14 protein-coding genes and 1 pseudogene are annotated in these 14,776 nt (G+C 70.2%); 9 read left to right on the top strand and 6 right to left on the bottom strand.

The window, feature by feature from the left end; all coding sequences use genetic code 11:
• The first annotated feature begins 182 nt into the window (after positions 1-182).
• From ACZ4RZ_RS34465 to ACZ4RZ_RS34435, 7 genes are all read left to right on the top strand, one after another.
• The gene (locus ACZ4RZ_RS34465) at positions 183-320 is read left to right on the top strand and encodes a hypothetical protein (RefSeq protein WP_467750696.1); all 138 of its coding nucleotides are present in this window, start codon (positions 183-185) and stop codon (positions 318-320) included.
• Between the two features lie 81 nt (positions 321-401).
• The gene (locus ACZ4RZ_RS34460) at positions 402-2,150 is read left to right on the top strand and encodes an ABC transporter ATP-binding protein (RefSeq protein WP_467750695.1); all 1,749 of its coding nucleotides are present in this window, start codon (positions 402-404) and stop codon (positions 2,148-2,150) included.
• Between the two features lie 263 nt (positions 2,151-2,413).
• Positions 2,414-2,911, top strand: coding sequence for a hypothetical protein (locus ACZ4RZ_RS34455; RefSeq protein WP_467750693.1), 498 nt, complete (start codon positions 2,414-2,416; stop codon positions 2,909-2,911).
• 217 nt (positions 2,912-3,128) lie between these two features.
• Positions 3,129-4,742, top strand: coding sequence for a hypothetical protein (locus ACZ4RZ_RS34450; RefSeq protein WP_467750692.1), 1,614 nt, complete (start codon positions 3,129-3,131; stop codon positions 4,740-4,742).
• A gap of 11 nt (positions 4,743-4,753) precedes the next feature.
• Complete coding sequence (locus tag ACZ4RZ_RS34445) at positions 4,754-5,497, top strand: ABC transporter ATP-binding protein (RefSeq protein ID WP_467750761.1); 744 nt, start codon at positions 4,754-4,756, stop codon at positions 5,495-5,497.
• A complete protein-coding gene (locus ACZ4RZ_RS34440; protein ID WP_467750691.1) occupies positions 5,494-6,711 on the top strand; it encodes an ABC transporter permease in 1,218 nt (405 codons plus the stop codon). The genes ACZ4RZ_RS34445 and ACZ4RZ_RS34440 overlap by 4 nt, the downstream gene beginning before the upstream one ends.
• An 8-nt stretch (positions 6,712-6,719) precedes the next feature.
• Positions 6,720-7,811 carry a hypothetical protein gene (locus ACZ4RZ_RS34435; RefSeq protein ID WP_467750689.1) on the top strand — a complete coding sequence of 364 codons (1,092 nt, stop codon included), beginning with the start codon at positions 6,720-6,722 and terminating at the stop codon, positions 7,809-7,811.
• A gap of 4 nt (positions 7,812-7,815) precedes the next feature.
• Here the strand turns inward: ACZ4RZ_RS34435 and ACZ4RZ_RS34430 are convergent, their stop codons facing one another.
• Both ACZ4RZ_RS34430 and ACZ4RZ_RS34425 read right to left on the bottom strand, forming a co-directional pair.
• Positions 7,816-8,532 (bottom strand): response regulator transcription factor, encoded by a 717-nt coding sequence (locus ACZ4RZ_RS34430; protein ID WP_467750759.1) that lies wholly within the window; start codon positions 8,530-8,532, stop codon positions 7,816-7,818.
• Positions 8,475-9,023, bottom strand: a pseudogene (locus ACZ4RZ_RS34425) (pectate lyase family protein); the annotation flags it as partial. The gene ACZ4RZ_RS34430 and the pseudogene ACZ4RZ_RS34425, both read right to left, overlap by 58 nt.
• A 164-nt stretch (positions 9,024-9,187) precedes the next feature.
• Here ACZ4RZ_RS34425 and ACZ4RZ_RS34420 point away from each other — a divergent pair.
• Together ACZ4RZ_RS34420 and ACZ4RZ_RS34415 are read left to right on the top strand one after the other, a co-directional pair.
• On the top strand, positions 9,188-9,844 hold the full coding sequence (locus ACZ4RZ_RS34420; protein ID WP_467750687.1) for an RNA polymerase sigma factor: 657 nt from the start codon (positions 9,188-9,190) through the stop codon (positions 9,842-9,844).
• Positions 9,841-10,944, top strand: coding sequence for a CU044_5270 family protein (locus tag ACZ4RZ_RS34415; protein WP_467750685.1), 1,104 nt, complete (start codon positions 9,841-9,843; stop codon positions 10,942-10,944). Before ACZ4RZ_RS34420 ends, ACZ4RZ_RS34415 begins: the two co-directional genes overlap by 4 nt.
• A 27-nt stretch (positions 10,945-10,971) precedes the next feature.
• Here the strand turns inward: ACZ4RZ_RS34415 and ACZ4RZ_RS34410 are convergent, their stop codons facing one another.
• The 4 genes from ACZ4RZ_RS34410 to ACZ4RZ_RS34395 all read right to left on the bottom strand — a co-directional run bounded on the left by ACZ4RZ_RS34410 (position 10,972) and on the right by ACZ4RZ_RS34395 (position 14,740).
• The gene (locus ACZ4RZ_RS34410; protein WP_467750683.1) at positions 10,972-12,432 is read right to left on the bottom strand and encodes a HAMP domain-containing sensor histidine kinase; all 1,461 of its coding nucleotides are present in this window, start codon (positions 12,430-12,432) and stop codon (positions 10,972-10,974) included.
• A complete protein-coding gene (locus ACZ4RZ_RS34405; protein WP_467750681.1) occupies positions 12,429-13,160 on the bottom strand; it encodes a response regulator transcription factor in 732 nt (243 codons plus the stop codon). Before ACZ4RZ_RS34405 ends, ACZ4RZ_RS34410 begins: the two co-directional genes overlap by 4 nt.
• Before the next feature lie 122 nt (positions 13,161-13,282).
• On the bottom strand, positions 13,283-13,495 hold the full coding sequence (locus ACZ4RZ_RS34400) for a hypothetical protein (RefSeq protein ID WP_467750679.1): 213 nt from the start codon (positions 13,493-13,495) through the stop codon (positions 13,283-13,285).
• A 15-nt stretch (positions 13,496-13,510) separates the two neighbouring features.
• Positions 13,511-14,740 carry a S1C family serine protease gene (locus ACZ4RZ_RS34395; protein WP_467750677.1) on the bottom strand — a complete coding sequence of 410 codons (1,230 nt, stop codon included), beginning with the start codon at positions 14,738-14,740 and terminating at the stop codon, positions 13,511-13,513.
• Positions 14,741-14,776: the final 36 nt, after the last annotated feature.

Below are 14,776 nucleotides of genomic sequence, written 5' to 3'. Positions count from 1 at the left end.
ATTCTGTGTGAGTGGCAGGTCGGTTCCGCCGCCTCGCTAAGAATTTCTTTCAGCTGTAATTCATCGAGGTCTAAGCCGAATTGGCGATTTCCGGGTTCGATGTCCCGTAGTGTTTTCCATGTCGAAAGCGAACAGCGCAAACGACAAAGGGAATTCACCCGCTGGGAAGAAGGAGAACCCCCATGAGCTTCCACAAGATCGCCCCGGTCAAGAAGCAGCACAAGGCCGCCCCCAGGCACGCCCCCAAGCCCGCGCCGAAGCCCGCCGCCAAGAAGGCCGCCGCTCCGAAGCCGCGCCCGGTGAGCCGTCAGGGCCGCTAGCAGCCGCTACGAGGCGGGGCCCCGGAATTGTTCCGGTGGCCCTGCCTCGGCCATGTTCCGAACTGCAAGAGGGGAGTTGACATGCGAGAAGTCCGAGAGGCCTTCGCTCGCTTTTGGCCGCTGACTCGCGGGGACCGCAAGTGGCTCGTGGTGATCATCGGCTGTGTGGTCGTGGCCGCGCTCGCCGAAACGGCCTCGATCCTGCTCTTCGCACAGCTCACCGACCACGCCCTGAAGGCCGGTTCGCTCGCGGCGTTCTGGGGGCCCGCCGGGGCCTGGCTCGGTGTCGCCGTGCTCGGCGCGCTCGTCGGGTATCTCGGCAACTCGCTCGCCGTGTGGACTGCCGAGAGATTCGTACTGCGGCTTCGCGCGGGCGTGTTCCGGCACGTCCAGGATCTGCCTCCGCACTTCTTCCAGAAGCACCGCCAGGGCGATCTGGTCGAACGTCTCACCGGTGATGTCGAGGCCATCGAGCAGATGGTCGTGTCGGGGGTTGTCGGGACGGTCTCGGCCGCCTTCTCCACGGTCTTCTACGCCGCCGCGGCCCTCTGGCTGCGGTGGGACCTCGCGCTCGCCACCTTCGTCCTCGCTCCCCTCTTCCTCGTCGCCGCCCGCCGCTTCTCCGGGCGGATCAAGACCGCGTCCCAGGAGGAGCGGGCCGCCGACGGCGCGATCACCTCCGTCGTCGAGGAGTCGCTCGGCAATGTGGTGCTGACGCAGGCGTACAACCGCCGCCGCGCCGAGGAGAAGCGGCTCGACCGGGAGGCGCGCGCCTGGATGCGGGCGTCCGTGGGCGGGGCGCGGGCGAGCGAGATGTACGAGCAGTTCGTCGAGGTCGTCGAGACGGTGTGCGTGCTCGCGGTGATCGGCCTTGGCGCCTGGGAGATCTCCCAAGGGCGGATGTCACTGGGCCAGTTGCTTGCCTTCGCCGCCTTCCTCGGCTATCTCTACCCGCCGATCCGCAACCTCGGGCAGCTCGGCCTCACGCTCACCGCCGCCACCGCCGGCGCGGAGCGGCTCCAGGAGATCCTGGACGCCGAGCCCGCCGTCGGCGACCCCGCCGACCCGGTGCGGGAATGGCCCGTACACGGCTGGGTCAGCTTCCACGGCACCTCGTTCCGCTACCCGGGCGCCGAGCGCGACTCCCTGCGCGACGTGACCTTCACGGCCGGACCCGGCGAACTCGTCATCGTCACCGGCCCCAGCGGCGCCGGAAAGTCCACCCTCTCCAAACTCCTCACCCGCTTCTACGACCCCACGGCCGGCGTGATCTGTCTCGACGGCGTCCCGCTGACCGACGTACCCCTGGAGTTCCTGCGCGAGAACGTCGCGCTGCTGCCCCAGGAGACCCTGGTCCTGCACGGCACGATCCGCGAGAACATCGAGTGCGGACGGCCGGGAGCGACGGATACCGAGATCGAGCGGGCCGCGCGGTACGCGGACGCGCACGAGTTCATCAGCGCGCTGCCGCGGGGCTACGAGACCCCGATCGCCCCCGGCACCGCGGCCCTCTCCGGCGGCCAGCTCCAACGAGTGGCCATCGCCCGCGCCATGCTCCGCGCCGCCCCCGTCCTCGTGCTCGACGAACCGACCGCCGGGCTCGACGCCCTCGCCGCGCACCGGGTGGTCGAGCCACTGCGCCGCCTGATGGCAGGACGTACGACGATCATGATCACCCACGACCTGAGCCTGGCGCCCGACGCGGACCGGATCCTGGTCGTCGACGGGGGGTGTTTGGTGGAGGTCGGTACGCATATGGAGCTGTTGGTGCGGGACGGGGTGTACGCGCAGCTGACTTCTCCGGGTAAGGGAATCACCATTGGGGCGTGAAGGCGGTGCGGGGGACGGTTGTTTTTTGGAACCCCTGGGTCCCCTCTTCGGGAGGGGAGGCCCCTGATGTCATTTTCCGGGCCGGGGTTCCATTTCCCCGGTGTGACGCAGGACATCCCCGGTATCGGCTGGCTGGATTGTGCTCCTGGATCGATCCCGTGCTTCCATGTGGAACGCAAACTGGATCTTGAAACTCAAGTCCGGTGCGTTTGCGGTTCCTTGACCCAGGAACCGCTTTCGGTATCTCACGGGGAGACAATCGAATGAACAAGGCCATACGCATGCGCCTGATGTCCGGGGCTGCCACCGCTTTCGCGGCCGGTGCCCTCGTGCTGACGGCGGCGCCGGCCCACGCCACCTCGTCCTCCACTTCGGTGGGCATCCCGGGTGGCAACAAGATCACGATCAACGCCTGGCACTGCGGCTTCTACGTCACCGCTTGTGACTGGAAAGCGTCCACGAAGATGTCGGGGACCAACCCCCGCAAGGCGAAGTGGATCCAGAACCGCACGGAACTGGCGGCCCACGGCATCAGCGTCTCCATCACCATCTCCAAGAACCCCGAGGCCACGCTCACGATGAAGAGCCGGTCCCTGGGTGAGGTGCGCTGGAAGAACACCAACGCCAACATCTCCGACACCTACGGGCAGATGAAGCCGGGCGGCACCACCACGTACGTCTCGACCAAGAGCTGCGGCTCGGCCCAGGTGACCAGCTCGATCAGGGTCAGCGAGAAGTGCGCCTACGCGGGCGCCGCCTGATCCGCTGCCACTGAGCCGGCGCGACGCGTGAACTGAGTGAGTAAAGGTGTCACACCGTCAGGGCCCGGCGGTGTGGCACCTTTCGCTGCGGTGAAAAATGCAGGACGACGCACGGGGGCGTTCGGTGAAATTCGGTTCGGTGGCGCGCGGCGGAAAGCTCGCGTCCCGGTTGGCCGGGGCGGTCATATGTGCCGCTCTCGTCACTTCATGTACATCCATGTCTGACTCAGACGGTGAGTCCGCGCGGCGTGAATCCGCCGCTGCCCGGCAATTCGGCCTTCTGGTCAGCAAGCAGAACGGCTACTACTACCACCCGTTCCTGCGTGAGCAGCCCGCGGGCCCGCAGGCGCAGTCCTATGCGCTGCGGACGCTTTCCGAGCTGGGCCGTGATCCGAAGACGAGCGTCGCTTCGGCGCAGGTCGAGTCGTTGCGCCGGGAAGCGCTGGAGAGTTCACCGCTCTGGGGCCGCGACTGGATGATCCCGTTGCGGCGGGCCGGTGCCGGTACCGCGCTGGGCGCGAGTGACGCGGCGGCCGTGAACACGCTCCGGACCAAGGGCGGTTGGTACGTCGACTCCGCCCTCGGTGACGACAGCGACGCGGCACGCCTCGGCGCCACCTGGGCGGCCCTCGAAGTGCTCGACGCACTCGGGCGCCTGGACGACCTCCCGGCGGCGGACCGGGCCACCACCGTCTCCTGGCTGCGCTCGCTGACGAAGCTCACGAAGAAAACCCGGTCACTCGACGCGGGCAGCGCCCTGGCCGGCTCGCTGCATCTGCTGAACGAGCCCGTCCCCGCCGCCCTCACCCGGATCGCCGCGCCGCGTACGGACGACTTCGACGACCTCACGCCCGACGCCCGGGCGACCCGGCTCGACGACACCTACAGCTACACGCTGATCCAGGAGGCGGCGGGGAAGCGGCCCGCGGTGAACCGCCAGGTGTGGGAGCCGGTGCTCCGGGACGGCGCGGCGACACTCCCGTACGAGCAGCTCTACGCACTGGTCCACGTGCTGAAGGCGGCCGGTTCGCCCCGGACCGTGTTCGCGCCGGTGCTGAGGCGGCTCGACGGCGAACGGCTCGACGACGGGACGGTACGCGACCCTGATGCCTACATCGGCAACCCGGACGCCTCCCTCTTCGTGCAACGCCTGCGGGCGCTGGCCGGCTGGTCGAGGAAGGACCCCGGGCTGCTCGCGGCGCTGGAGCGCGAGGAGAAGTCCGACGACGTCAGCCAGGAAGGCGCCGAACGACTGAGCCGGGCCGCCCTGCTCAAGGTCACCGCGGGCGGCGGTACGAGCGAGCCGGCACGGCAGTTGTGCGCCGACCCGCAGGTGCTGCCCGCCACCGTGAACCAGCAGAACGCCACCCAGTGGCAGCGCACCCTCCTCAACTGCGCCGACGCCGGGGCCCCGACCGCCGTACCCGAGATCGCCACCTGGAGCCCGGACACCCCGGAGCGGGTCGTCGCTGCGGCCACGGTCGCCGTCGGACTTGCCGACAGCGGACAGCGCGACAGCATCCCGTCGTGGATCACCCCCGAGGCCCTGGAACACTGGGCGCAGAACCCGGGTCGGTTCACCTCCGTCTACACCTACGCCCTGGTGGTACGGGCCTACTCGCTGGTCGGCGGCGCACTGGACGCGTCGCTGCGCGAGGCCCTCGGGCGCGGCATCACGCCGTACAAGGGTTGTCCCGGGCTGCCCGGCCTCTACCAGGTCGGCGGCGGGGACTCCGCCTGCGACCTGAAGACCACCTGGGCCGTGTGGACGCTGGACCGGCAACTGCACGGCGCCATGGGTTGGTTGCCGACCCCGAAGAACGGAAAGTGAGCGAGAGTTCGGTGAACGCACTGCTGCGTGCCGAGGGTGTGGGCAAGTCCTACACCCTGCGTGGAAAGAGGGTCGACGTCCTGCGCGGCGTCGACCTCGCCGTGAGAGGCGGCGAGGTCACGGCCTTGGTCGGCCACTCGGGCTCCGGGAAGACAACCCTCCTGCACATCCTCGGGCTGCTGACCCCGCCGGACAGCGGCCGGGTGTTCGTCGAGGGCACGGATGTCTCCGGGCTGGGCGACGGTGCGCTGGCGGATCTGCGCCGCAGCCGGCTCGGGTTCGTGTTCCAGTCGTACAACCTGCTGCCGCAGCACTCGGCGCTGCGCAACGTCGTGCTGCCGTACGCCGGCCGCCGCGCCGAGGGCGAGGCACGCGCCCGTACCCTGCTGGAGCGGGTCGGGCTCGCGGAGCGCGCCGACCATCTGCCCGGCGAACTGTCCGGCGGCGAGCAGCAGCGGGTGGCGCTGGCGCGGGCACTGATCAACGATCCGCCCGCGGTGCTGGCCGACGAGCCGACCGGAAACCTCGACTCGGAGAGCGAGGAGGTGTTGCTCGGGCTGTTCCGCGAACTGGCGGACGAGGGCCGGGCGGTGCTCCTGGTCACCCACAACCCGGCGGTGTCGGAGTTCGCGGATGTGGTGCACCGCCTGGAGAAGGGCACGTTCACACAGGTCGCGGCGGAGAAGCCCGCGACGGTGGAGAAGCCCGTGGCCGAGCGGGCCAGGGCCAACACGCAGACGGAGAGCGCCGAATGAACGTCTTCAGTCTGGCGCTGGCCAACGTCCGCGCCCTGCGCCGCCGCCTGTTCGGCCTCGTCGCACTGGTCTCGGTCGCCGCCGCCGTCTGTCTCGGCGCGCTGGGCATCGCCGACCGGGCGCAGGGCGCCACCGACTCGGGTGTCAAGGAGAGCAGCGCCAACCGCAGCATCACCGTCGACCGCCCCGACTCCCGTCCCGACACCCCGCAGTTGACGGACCGGACGGCCGCCCGGCTCGCGAAGTTGCCGCACGTCGAGTCGGTGCAGCACCGGGCACAGGTCTCCTTCGGGGTCCTGACCAAGGCGGGCGACACCGTCCTGCTGTACGCCACGACCTACCGGCCCGCGCTGACCCCGCCGGTCACCAAGTCCGTACGCAAGCAGCTCTTCCCGCTGCGCCCGGGCGAGATCGTGGCCCCGGCCGCGTCCCAGGGCGTGGACCTGAGCAAGCTGGTGGGCAAGGACATCGAGATCGAGACCACCCGCTTCGTACGGCAGGGCGAGGGGACCGGAGTCAGCGGCCACGCCCGACTTGTCGGGGTGTACGACCCGACCTGGCAGCTGGACAACCCGGATGCCGCGTACGCCGCCGACTCCACCGTGGTCGAGTGGGCGGCGCAGCGGTCCGGTGAGCCGGAGAAGAGCTACCTCTCCACCATCGGCTACGACCAGCTGACCGTGGTCGCGAAGACCTCGGCGGATGTGCCCGCTGTGATGAAGTCCGTGCAGCAGCTGGGCTATCCGGCGGTAACCCTCCAGCAGCAGCTCAGCGCGCTTCCCGGTGTCCTGGAGATGATCAAGGTGGTCGGCCGGGTACTGCTCGGTGTGCTCGGTGTGCTGGCGTTCGTCGGCGCGGTCACCGTGACCGGCGCGCTGTCGCGGCAGCGGGCGCAGGAGATCGGCATCCTCAAGGCGGTGGGATTCCGTACCAGGTCGGTGCTGACGATGCTCGTCACGGAGATGGCGCTGGTCGGAGCCGTGGCCGCGCTGATCGGCACCGTGCTCGGCGCGCTGCTCGGCGGCGCCGCCGCGGCCCTGCTGCGCGGCAGCGCGGACCTGGCGCCGTACGTCAAGGGCTGGGTGCCGCTGCCGTCGGCGAGCACCCTGCTTCTGCTCCTCGCTCTGACGGTGCTGGTGGTGGCGATGGGTTCGCTGGCCCCGGCGCGCCGGGCCGCGAGGATGTCCCCCACAGATGCGATGAAGGACTGGTGAGCCACCCCATGCCGTACCCCCCCACGACACCTGAGCGCCACGGACGGCTGACCGGTCCGGCGCGAGCGGTCCTCCTGTTGGTCGCGCTCGGCACGACGGCCGCCCTGACGACGGCCTGTTCCGGGCCGGGCGGGGTGGACCTGGGCACGGACTGGAAGGGCTCCTCGACCTTCGCACTCGCCAAGGTCAACGGCTTGGTGACGGTGGTCGGGATCAACCCGGACAAGTCCAGGGCGGAGAGCCTGGCTGTCGTGCCCCAACAGGCCGACGACGACGATTCGATCAGCCCGCACATCGTCCAACTCGCCGACGGGCGTTGGCTGTTGACGGTTCCCCGTAAGGGCGACAAGCCGGACCGGCGCTACGAGATCGACCGCAAGGATCACACCCTCGACGGCATGACGGGCGACGAGCGGCTGCGCCGGATCCTGCCCGGCAAGACGCTGGTCGCCGAGGTCGCGGGGCTGCCCGACTCCAAGGCGGCGAGCGGCACGGCCGCCTCCAGTGTGCTGATCCGGAACCCGGCCGACTGGACCACCAAGCGTGAGCTGAAGGTCCCCGGCACGGTCACTCTCGCGGCCTCCGACTTGGCCTCGGACACGGTCTGCCTGGGCAGTGGTTCGGGCACCGGCACGAAGATCTCCGCCGCGCGGCTGACCGACGGCAGGATCACTTCCGTACGCGTCCCGAGCGCCCTGGACGTCCAGGACCTCGCCTGCCCGTCCGGACACCCGGTCGTCGTCGGGTCGCCGGCCTCGGGAGCCTCGGGCAAGTCGGGTGCCGTCAAGGTCGCCCTCAAGCGCGATGCCGACGCGACCGTGGTCTCGGTGGACGGCGGCCGGGCCGACGCCGTGGCGGCGACGGACTCGTCGATCGTGGTCGCCGCGGCCTCGGGCGGCGACACCGAACTGGTGGAGATCGACGCCACCACCGGCAGGGAAATGCACCGCGCCCGCGTCAAGGGCCTCACCGGCTCCCTGGACCTCACCCACACCAGGGCGGGCTGGCTCGTCTACGCCGAGAACACGGTGACCCGCGTGGACCTCACCACGGGCAAGGCCAGGCGGTTCGACCTGCCGGGGGCCCTGCTGGACTCCTGACCGGCTATTTCGCCCGCAGCGTGTAGCCGAGGCCCCGCAACTTGTGGATGAGCCGCGGTCCGCCGCGGCTCTCCAGCTTCCGGCGCAGATACATCACGTACACGTCCGGCGTGTTGGAGGTCGGCTCGAAGCCGAAGCCCCAGACCTCCTTGAGGATCTGGGCCCGGCCGAGGACCCTGGCCGGGTGCCGCAGCAGGTACTCCAGCAGGGCGTACTCGGTCCTGGTGAGGTCGAGGGGGCGGTCGTCGCGGGTGACCATGCGGGTGCGCGGGTCCATGGCGACGTCCTCGAAGGAGAGCCGCTCATCGGGGGCCGGGCCCGGCTCCGCGGGCTTGCGCCGCGGGCTGCGGCGCAGCAGCGCCCTGACCCGCGCGAGGAGTTCCTCGCTCGCGAACGGTTTCATCAGGTAGTCGTCGGCGCCGTTGTCGAGCGCGACGATGCGGTCGCCGACGGCGTCCCGGCCAGTGACCATGAGGATGGGGACGGCGGAGCCGGAGACCCGTATCCGCCGGGTGGTGGCCAGCCCGTCGAGCCCGGGCATGGTGACGTCCATCAGCACCAGGTCCGGGCACTCGTCGGCCACGGCCACCAGGTCGAGGGCCTCGCGGCCGTCCCCGGCGAGGACGGTCTCGTAGCCCTCGAACCTGAGCAGCCGGCCGAGCCCACGTGGTGGGCACCGTCCATCTGGATGCCGTCGTAGTCGTGCTCCTTGTCGTTCCAGACGCCCTGGTACGCGTCCCGGATCGTCAGGTTGCGGATGATGACGTTGTGCACGCCCTGGCCGAGGAAGAAGCCGCCGCCGACGATCTGGCCGGCGGTCCCGGACCCGATGATCGTCTTGTTGCTGCCGACCTTGATCTCTTTCCCGACCGGATCCATGGTGATGGCGGCGGCCACGACGATGACGTACGGGTCGGACGCCGTCGCGTACTTCTCCAGGTCGGCGAGCGTCCGCACGGTGACGGTCTTGCCGTCCCGGCCGCCGTAGGTGCCGTTCTGCCCCAGCGCGTCGACCGACGCGAAGCCGTCGGCCGTGGCCGCGGCCCAGGCGGGGGTTGCGGTCGCCGCGGACGCCTTGGGCTTCGCGTCCTCGCCGAAGATGCCGAAGACGGCGCCGTACGCCATGACTCCGGCGGCGGTCAGAGCCAGGGGGACGCCGACGTACAGCGCGGTCTTCCGTCTGCGGTGGCGTGCCTTGCGGATGTCACTCACGTCTGGGGTCCGTTCAGTCTGTGGAGGGGAGGGTCATGGGGCAGTCGCCGCGGGTGGGCTGATTGGTTGCCGTGGGGCGTGGGGACGCGGCGGAGACGGCGTGTGACGCAGGTCACGGGAAGGCCGTGTGGGGTGCCGGACAGCTCATGAAGGTGAGCACTCATATGCGAACCCGGGTACGGGCCGGGGAATCGAGCGCGTTCGCGGAGCTCTACGACAGCTACGCCCGCGCGGTCTACAACCATGCCTTCCGGCTGACCGCCGACTGGTCGACGGCCGAGGACGTGATGGCCACGACCTTCATGGAGGCGTGGCGGCTGCGCGACAAGGTCGACCCCGAGGGCGGCTCGCTGCGGCCCTGGCTGCTGGGCATCGCCACCAACACCGCGCGCAACCAGTACCGGAGCAACCGGCGGTACCGGGCGGCGGCCGGTGCCGCCGCGGCGGCCGAGCTGTCGGTGCCCGACCACGCCGACGAGGTGGCCGACCGGGTCGACGACCGGCGGCGCCTCGCGACAGCGCTCACCGCGCTCGCGGCGCTGCGCAGACCCGAGCGCGAGATCATCGCGCTCTGCCTGGGGGAGGGCCTGGACTACGAGGCCGCGGCGGAGGCGCTCGGGATTCCGGTGGGCACGGTCGCCTCCCGGCTCTCCCGTGCCCGCAAGAAGCTGCGAGCGCTCGCGGAAATCGAACTGACCAGCCCGCCACGGGAGTTGGCGCTCGAAAAAGTTCGTGGAAATCGGGAAGGCGGCCGCCCCGGTCGACAGATAAGAGGCGATCACGCACACGCGATCCGGCCCGCACAGGAAGGAAACCGATGAACGCGAACACGCCACGGCAGAGCCCTGCCGAGTGGGAAGAGGGCGCACAGCTCTTCGACCGGACGACGCGCGACCTGCCGACGGGCCGTCACCAGTTCCACAAGGAGCGCATGATGGCCCAGATTCACGAACTTCAGCAGGAAGAGCGCACGGCGGCGGCAGCCCCCGCGAAGGCACGGCGGTTCCGTCTGCCGCATGCGGCGATCGTGCTGCCCGCCATGGCGGTGGCCGTGGCGGGGGCGGTCGTCGCCGGAAGCGCGATGTCCGGCGGTGGCGGAGTCAGGGACGGCGGTGTCGCCACCGGACCCGCCCTGACCACCCAGGTCGGCGCCGCTACCACCAAGGGTGTGCCGCAGCTCCTCGACCAGATCTCGTTGGCGGCGGCCGAAGGGGACCACCCGACGGTCAAGCCCGGCCAGTACGTCTACATCGAGTCCAAGACGGCCGACAGCTTCCTGAAGACCGTCGACGACAAGACCACCCTGGCCGGCCACGAGCTGCACCGCCGCCAGATCTGGAAGTCCCCCGACGGCACCAAGGGCTGGCTGATCGATCCCGCGGTCAACGACAGTTCCGAGGGCGAGACCCTGAGCCTCCCCGACGAGCAGGGCAACACCCCGAAGGCGTTCCTCAACGGTCCGTCGTACGACTATCTGGCCAAGCTGACCACCGACCCCGACGCACTGCTGGCCAAGATCTACAAGGAGACCAAGGGCCACGGGAACTCCCCCGACCAGGAGGCGTTCACGACCATCGGCGACCTGCTCGGCGAGAGCTACCCGCCGGCGGAGCTGTATTCGGCGCTGTTCAAGGCGGCCGAGAAGATCCCCGGCGTGGTCGTCGTCGAGGACGCGGTGGACGCGGTGGGCCGGCACGGGGTGGCGGTGGCCCGGCTTGACGAGACCAGCGGAGAGCGCGAGGAGTGGATCTTCGACAAGAAGACCCACGTCTTCCTCGGCGAGCGCGTGGTCCAGGTGAAGCAGAACACCGGAACGGACGCCCTGATCGAGCCCGGCACGGTGACCTTCACCAGCGCCATACTGAACCGTGCCGTGGTCGACGACATCAAGCAGACGCCGTCACGGTCCCAGGCGGGCTGACGCCGACCGGGGCCGGGAAGGGGTCCGCTACGGCGTCTCGGGCGGCGGGGTCGGCGCGCCAGGCAGGCGGAGCGTCACCACCGTGCCGCCGCCCGCGGCGGGGGTCAGGGACACCTCGCCGCCCGACTGCTGCACCGTGCGCGCGACGATGGACAGGCCGAGGCCGGAGCCGGGCAGGGCGCGGGCGCTCGGCGACCGCCAGAAGCGGTCGAAGACGTGGGGGAGTTCCTCGCTGGGGATGCCGGGGCCGCGGTCGCGGACGGTGAGTTCGCCGTCCTTGAGCACGACGTCGACCGTGCCGCCCTCGGGGCTGAACTTCACCGCGTTGTCCAGGATGTTCACGATCGCCCGCTCCAGGGCCGACGGCTCCGCCCGTACGAACCAGGGCTGCACGTCCGCCGTGATCGTCAGCTCCGGCCCGCGCAGCCGCGCCCGGTGCAGGGCGGCCTCGACGGTGTCCTGCAACGCGACCACCTCGGCACGGTCCGCCGGCTGACCCGCGTCCGACCGCGACAGCGTCTGCAGATCGCCGATCAGGGCGGCCAGTTCGGTCATCTGGGCGGTGACCGAGGCGAGCAGCGCCTTGCGGTCGGCCGGGGGGATCGGGCGGCCCATTTCCTCGCTGCGGCTGAGGAGTTCGATGTTCGTACGGAGGGAGGTGAGGGGCGTACGGAGTTCATGACCGGCGTCGGCGATGAGCTGCTGCTGCAGGTCACGGGAGTTCGCGAGCGCGGAGGTCATCGAGTTGAAGGACTGGGACAGGCGTGCGATCTCGTCGTCGCCCTCCACCGGGATACGGACGGTGAGGTCCTCGGTGCGGGCCACATGTTCCACGGCCTCGGTGAGCTCGTCCACGGGCCGCAGGCCCGCGCGGGCCACGGCGAGGCCCGCGGCTCCGGCGCCCACTACTCCGATGCCGCCGACGAGGAGGAGGAGCAGGGCCAGGTCGTTGAGGGTGGAGTCGGTGCCCTTGAGAGGAAGGGCGAACTGGATCACGGCATCGGGGAACACCGTCGGGGAGCCGCCGCCGGGTTCGTTGATCAACAGGGGTACCGTCAGCACCCGCACGGGGTTGCCCTCGGTGTCCGTGCCATTGCGGAAAAAGCCGTGGTCCGGGTGCTTGGCCAGGTCGGTGTCACTGCTGGTGATCTCGACCGTGCCGGGTGACATCGAGGCGACGCAGGACTCGCCGTTCGCCCTGACGACCTGCAGGTAGTACTCGGTCCCCGCACGGAAGCCGCCCTGATCCGTCGACGATTCGTCGGACTGGTCGGACGACTGGCCGCAATTGTTGATGGTGTCGAGGAGTTTGCCGCCCTGCGGGTGGGCCGCCTGTGACTGCAACTGGTTGTCGACCTCGCCGTACAACTTCTTCTGCACGATGAACCAGCACGTCACCGAAACGGCCGCCACCGCGAACGCCACCGCCGCGGCGACGAGCAACGCCAGTCGCGACCGCAGCGGCAGTGACCTGAACCTGCGGATCACTCCGCGCCGCCCGAGCGCAGCACGTACCCCACGCCCCGCACCGTGTGGACGAGGCGCGGCTCGCCGCCCGCCTCGGTCTTGCGGCGCAGGTACATGACGTACACGTCGAGGGAGTTGGAGGAGGGCTCGAAGTCGAAGCCCCAGACCGCCTTGAGGATCTGCTCGCGGGTGAGGACCTGGCGCGGGTGGGCCAGGAACATCTCCAGGAGGGTGAATTCCGTGCGGGTCAGCTCCACGGGGCGTCCGGCCCGCGTGACCTCGCGGGTCGCCAGGTCCATGCGGAGGTCGCCGAAGATGAGCGCGTCGTCCTCCTGCGTGCCGACCGCCGCGGCGGCGTAGGAACTGCGCCGCAGCAGGGCCCGGACGCGGGCGAAGAGCTCGTCGAGTTCGAAGGGCTTGACGAGGTAGTCGTCGGCGCCGGCGTCCAGGCCGGTGACGCGGTCGCCCACGGTGTCGCGGGCGGTGAGCATCAGGATCGGCGTGGTCGTGCCCGCGCCGCGCATCCGGCGGGCCGCCGTCAGGCCGTCCATGCGGGGCATCTGGATGTCCAGGACGACCAGGTCGGGCTGGTAGGCCGTGGCCTTCTCCAGCGCGTCCGCGCCGTCGACCGCGACCTCGGTGTCGTACCCCTCGAAGGCGAGGCTGCGTTGGAGTGCTTCGCGCACGGCCGGCTCGTCGTCGACGATCAGGATGCGCTGGGGTTCACGGTCGCCATCGGCGGGGCTCATGGGCGGGGGTTCCTCGGGTGCGGTGGGACGGTGGGGCTGACGCCTTTCAGCCTCGCACGTTCGAGGGCGGGGGCGGAGAGGCTCAGCCGGAGAGTGATCGGCTCGGCCGGGGATGGACCGGCTCAGGCCGACAGCGTGCTCAGCGTGGTGAGCCGGCGCAGCGGGATCTTGCGGCGGTGGGGGCGCTCGGCGGACATACGCAGTCCCATCAGCTGCGGGACCGCCACCTCGGGCGCCCGTGCCGTAGGGGCGTGCAGTTCGTGTGCCACTTCCAGGGCCAGGATGAAACCGGCCGGGTCGCTGTCGGCGATGATGTGGGAGACGCGCGTGATCATGTGAACCTCCAGGTGTCAGCTGTCGGAGCCGCCGGCCCGCAGAGAGGCCAGGTCGGACTTCACGGTGTTGATCGGGATGGCGAAGCCGAGGCCGACGCTGCCGGCGCTCGACGAGGACGAGGACGAGTCTGAAGCGGCCGAGTACATCGCGGAGTTGATGCCGATGATGTTGCCGTTCATGTCGATCAGCGCGCCGCCGGAGTTGCCCGGGTTCAGCGAGGCGTCGGTCTGGATGGCCTTGTACGTCGTGGTGGACGAACCGGTGTCGCCGTTGAACTGCTGGCCGCCGAAGGAGAACGGCCACCGGCCGTCGCCGCCCTGCTGTTGCTGCCGGCCCTGGCTCTCGTCCGTCGAGACGGTCACGTCACGGTTCAGGGCCGAGACGATGCCACTGGTGACGGTGCCGGTCAGACCCTCGGGGGAGCCGATCGCGACGACGTCGTCGCCGACCTGCACGCCGTCGGAGTTGCCGAGCGTGGCGACCTTCAGGCCGGAGGGCGCGTTCTCCAGCTTGATCAGGGCGAGGTCCTTCTTGCTGTCGGTGCCGACGACCTTCGCGGTGTACGACTTGCCGTTGCTCAGCTGCACCTTGATCTCGGAGGCGCCCGAGACGACGTGGTTGTTGGTGATGATCTCGCCGCTCGACGAGATGATCACGCCCGAGCCGGTGGACGAGCCCGCGTTCGAGGTCGCGCTGATCTCGACGATGCTCGGGCTGGCCGCCTGGGCGACCCCGGCGACGGTGCCCTTCTTCGCCGCCGGCACCACGTTCGTGCTGGTGCTGCTCGACGTGGTGTGCTTGCCGGTCAGCTCCTGGATGCCGTACGCCGTACCGCCTCCGATGGCCGCGGCGACTATCGCCACGGCGGCGAGGAGGGCCAGCGGGCCCTTCGCGCGCTTCTTGGCGGGAGCGTGGGCGGGTGCCTCCCCCTGGACTGGGGCCGCGGCGAGCACCGCGGTCGAGCCGGCGTCCGGCTCGGGGTAACCCCCGTGGCCACCGCCGTCATGGCCCTCGCCGCCGTTGCCACCCTGACCGGAGCCCGGCCACACGGTGGTACCCGGCTGGACGGCGACCGGCGCGACCGGCTGGTACGCCGGAGGGGGAGGCCACTCGGGATTCACGGGAGAGGAGGCGTGCTGCTGCTGGGGGTACGCGGGCTGCTGGCCGTCGCCCTGGACGTACCCGGACTGGCCGCCCTGCTGGGGGTGCTCGTACTCGCCGCTGCGGCGGAAGCTCTCGGTCATGGAAAACAGCTTGTCCCCCGATCATGAGAGCTCCCT

Source organism: Streptomyces sp. NPDC027189, assembly GCF_055566975.1.
The sequence above is the reverse complement of the archived record's forward strand: the minus strand, read 5'-3'. Positions and strand labels throughout refer to the sequence as shown.

Bases quoted from the DNA above. Each gene is read 5' to 3' on its own strand.
- ACZ4RZ_RS34450 (WP_467750692.1), top strand. From the start codon at position 3,129: ATGTCTGACTCAGACGGTGAGTCCGCGCGGCGTGAATCCGCCGCTGCC.
- ACZ4RZ_RS34405 (WP_467750681.1), bottom strand. From the start codon at position 13,160: ATGAGCCCCGCCGATGGCGACCGTGAACCCCAGCGCATCCTGATCGTC.
- ACZ4RZ_RS34460 (WP_467750695.1), top strand. From the start codon at position 402: ATGCGAGAAGTCCGAGAGGCCTTCGCTCGCTTTTGGCCGCTGACTCGC.
- ACZ4RZ_RS34415 (WP_467750685.1), top strand. From the start codon at position 9,841: ATGAACGCGAACACGCCACGGCAGAGCCCTGCCGAGTGGGAAGAGGGC.
- ACZ4RZ_RS34465 (WP_467750696.1), top strand. From the start codon at position 183: ATGAGCTTCCACAAGATCGCCCCGGTCAAGAAGCAGCACAAGGCCGCC.
- ACZ4RZ_RS34395 (WP_467750677.1), bottom strand. From the start codon at position 14,740: ATGACCGAGAGCTTCCGCCGCAGCGGCGAGTACGAGCACCCCCAGCAG.
- ACZ4RZ_RS34455 (WP_467750693.1), top strand. From the start codon at position 2,414: ATGAACAAGGCCATACGCATGCGCCTGATGTCCGGGGCTGCCACCGCT.
- ACZ4RZ_RS34435 (WP_467750689.1), top strand. From the start codon at position 6,720: ATGCCGTACCCCCCCACGACACCTGAGCGCCACGGACGGCTGACCGGT.
- ACZ4RZ_RS34440 (WP_467750691.1), top strand. From the start codon at position 5,494: ATGAACGTCTTCAGTCTGGCGCTGGCCAACGTCCGCGCCCTGCGCCGC.
- ACZ4RZ_RS34400 (WP_467750679.1), bottom strand. From the start codon at position 13,495: ATGATCACGCGCGTCTCCCACATCATCGCCGACAGCGACCCGGCCGGT.
- ACZ4RZ_RS34420 (WP_467750687.1), top strand. From the start codon at position 9,188: ATGCGAACCCGGGTACGGGCCGGGGAATCGAGCGCGTTCGCGGAGCTC.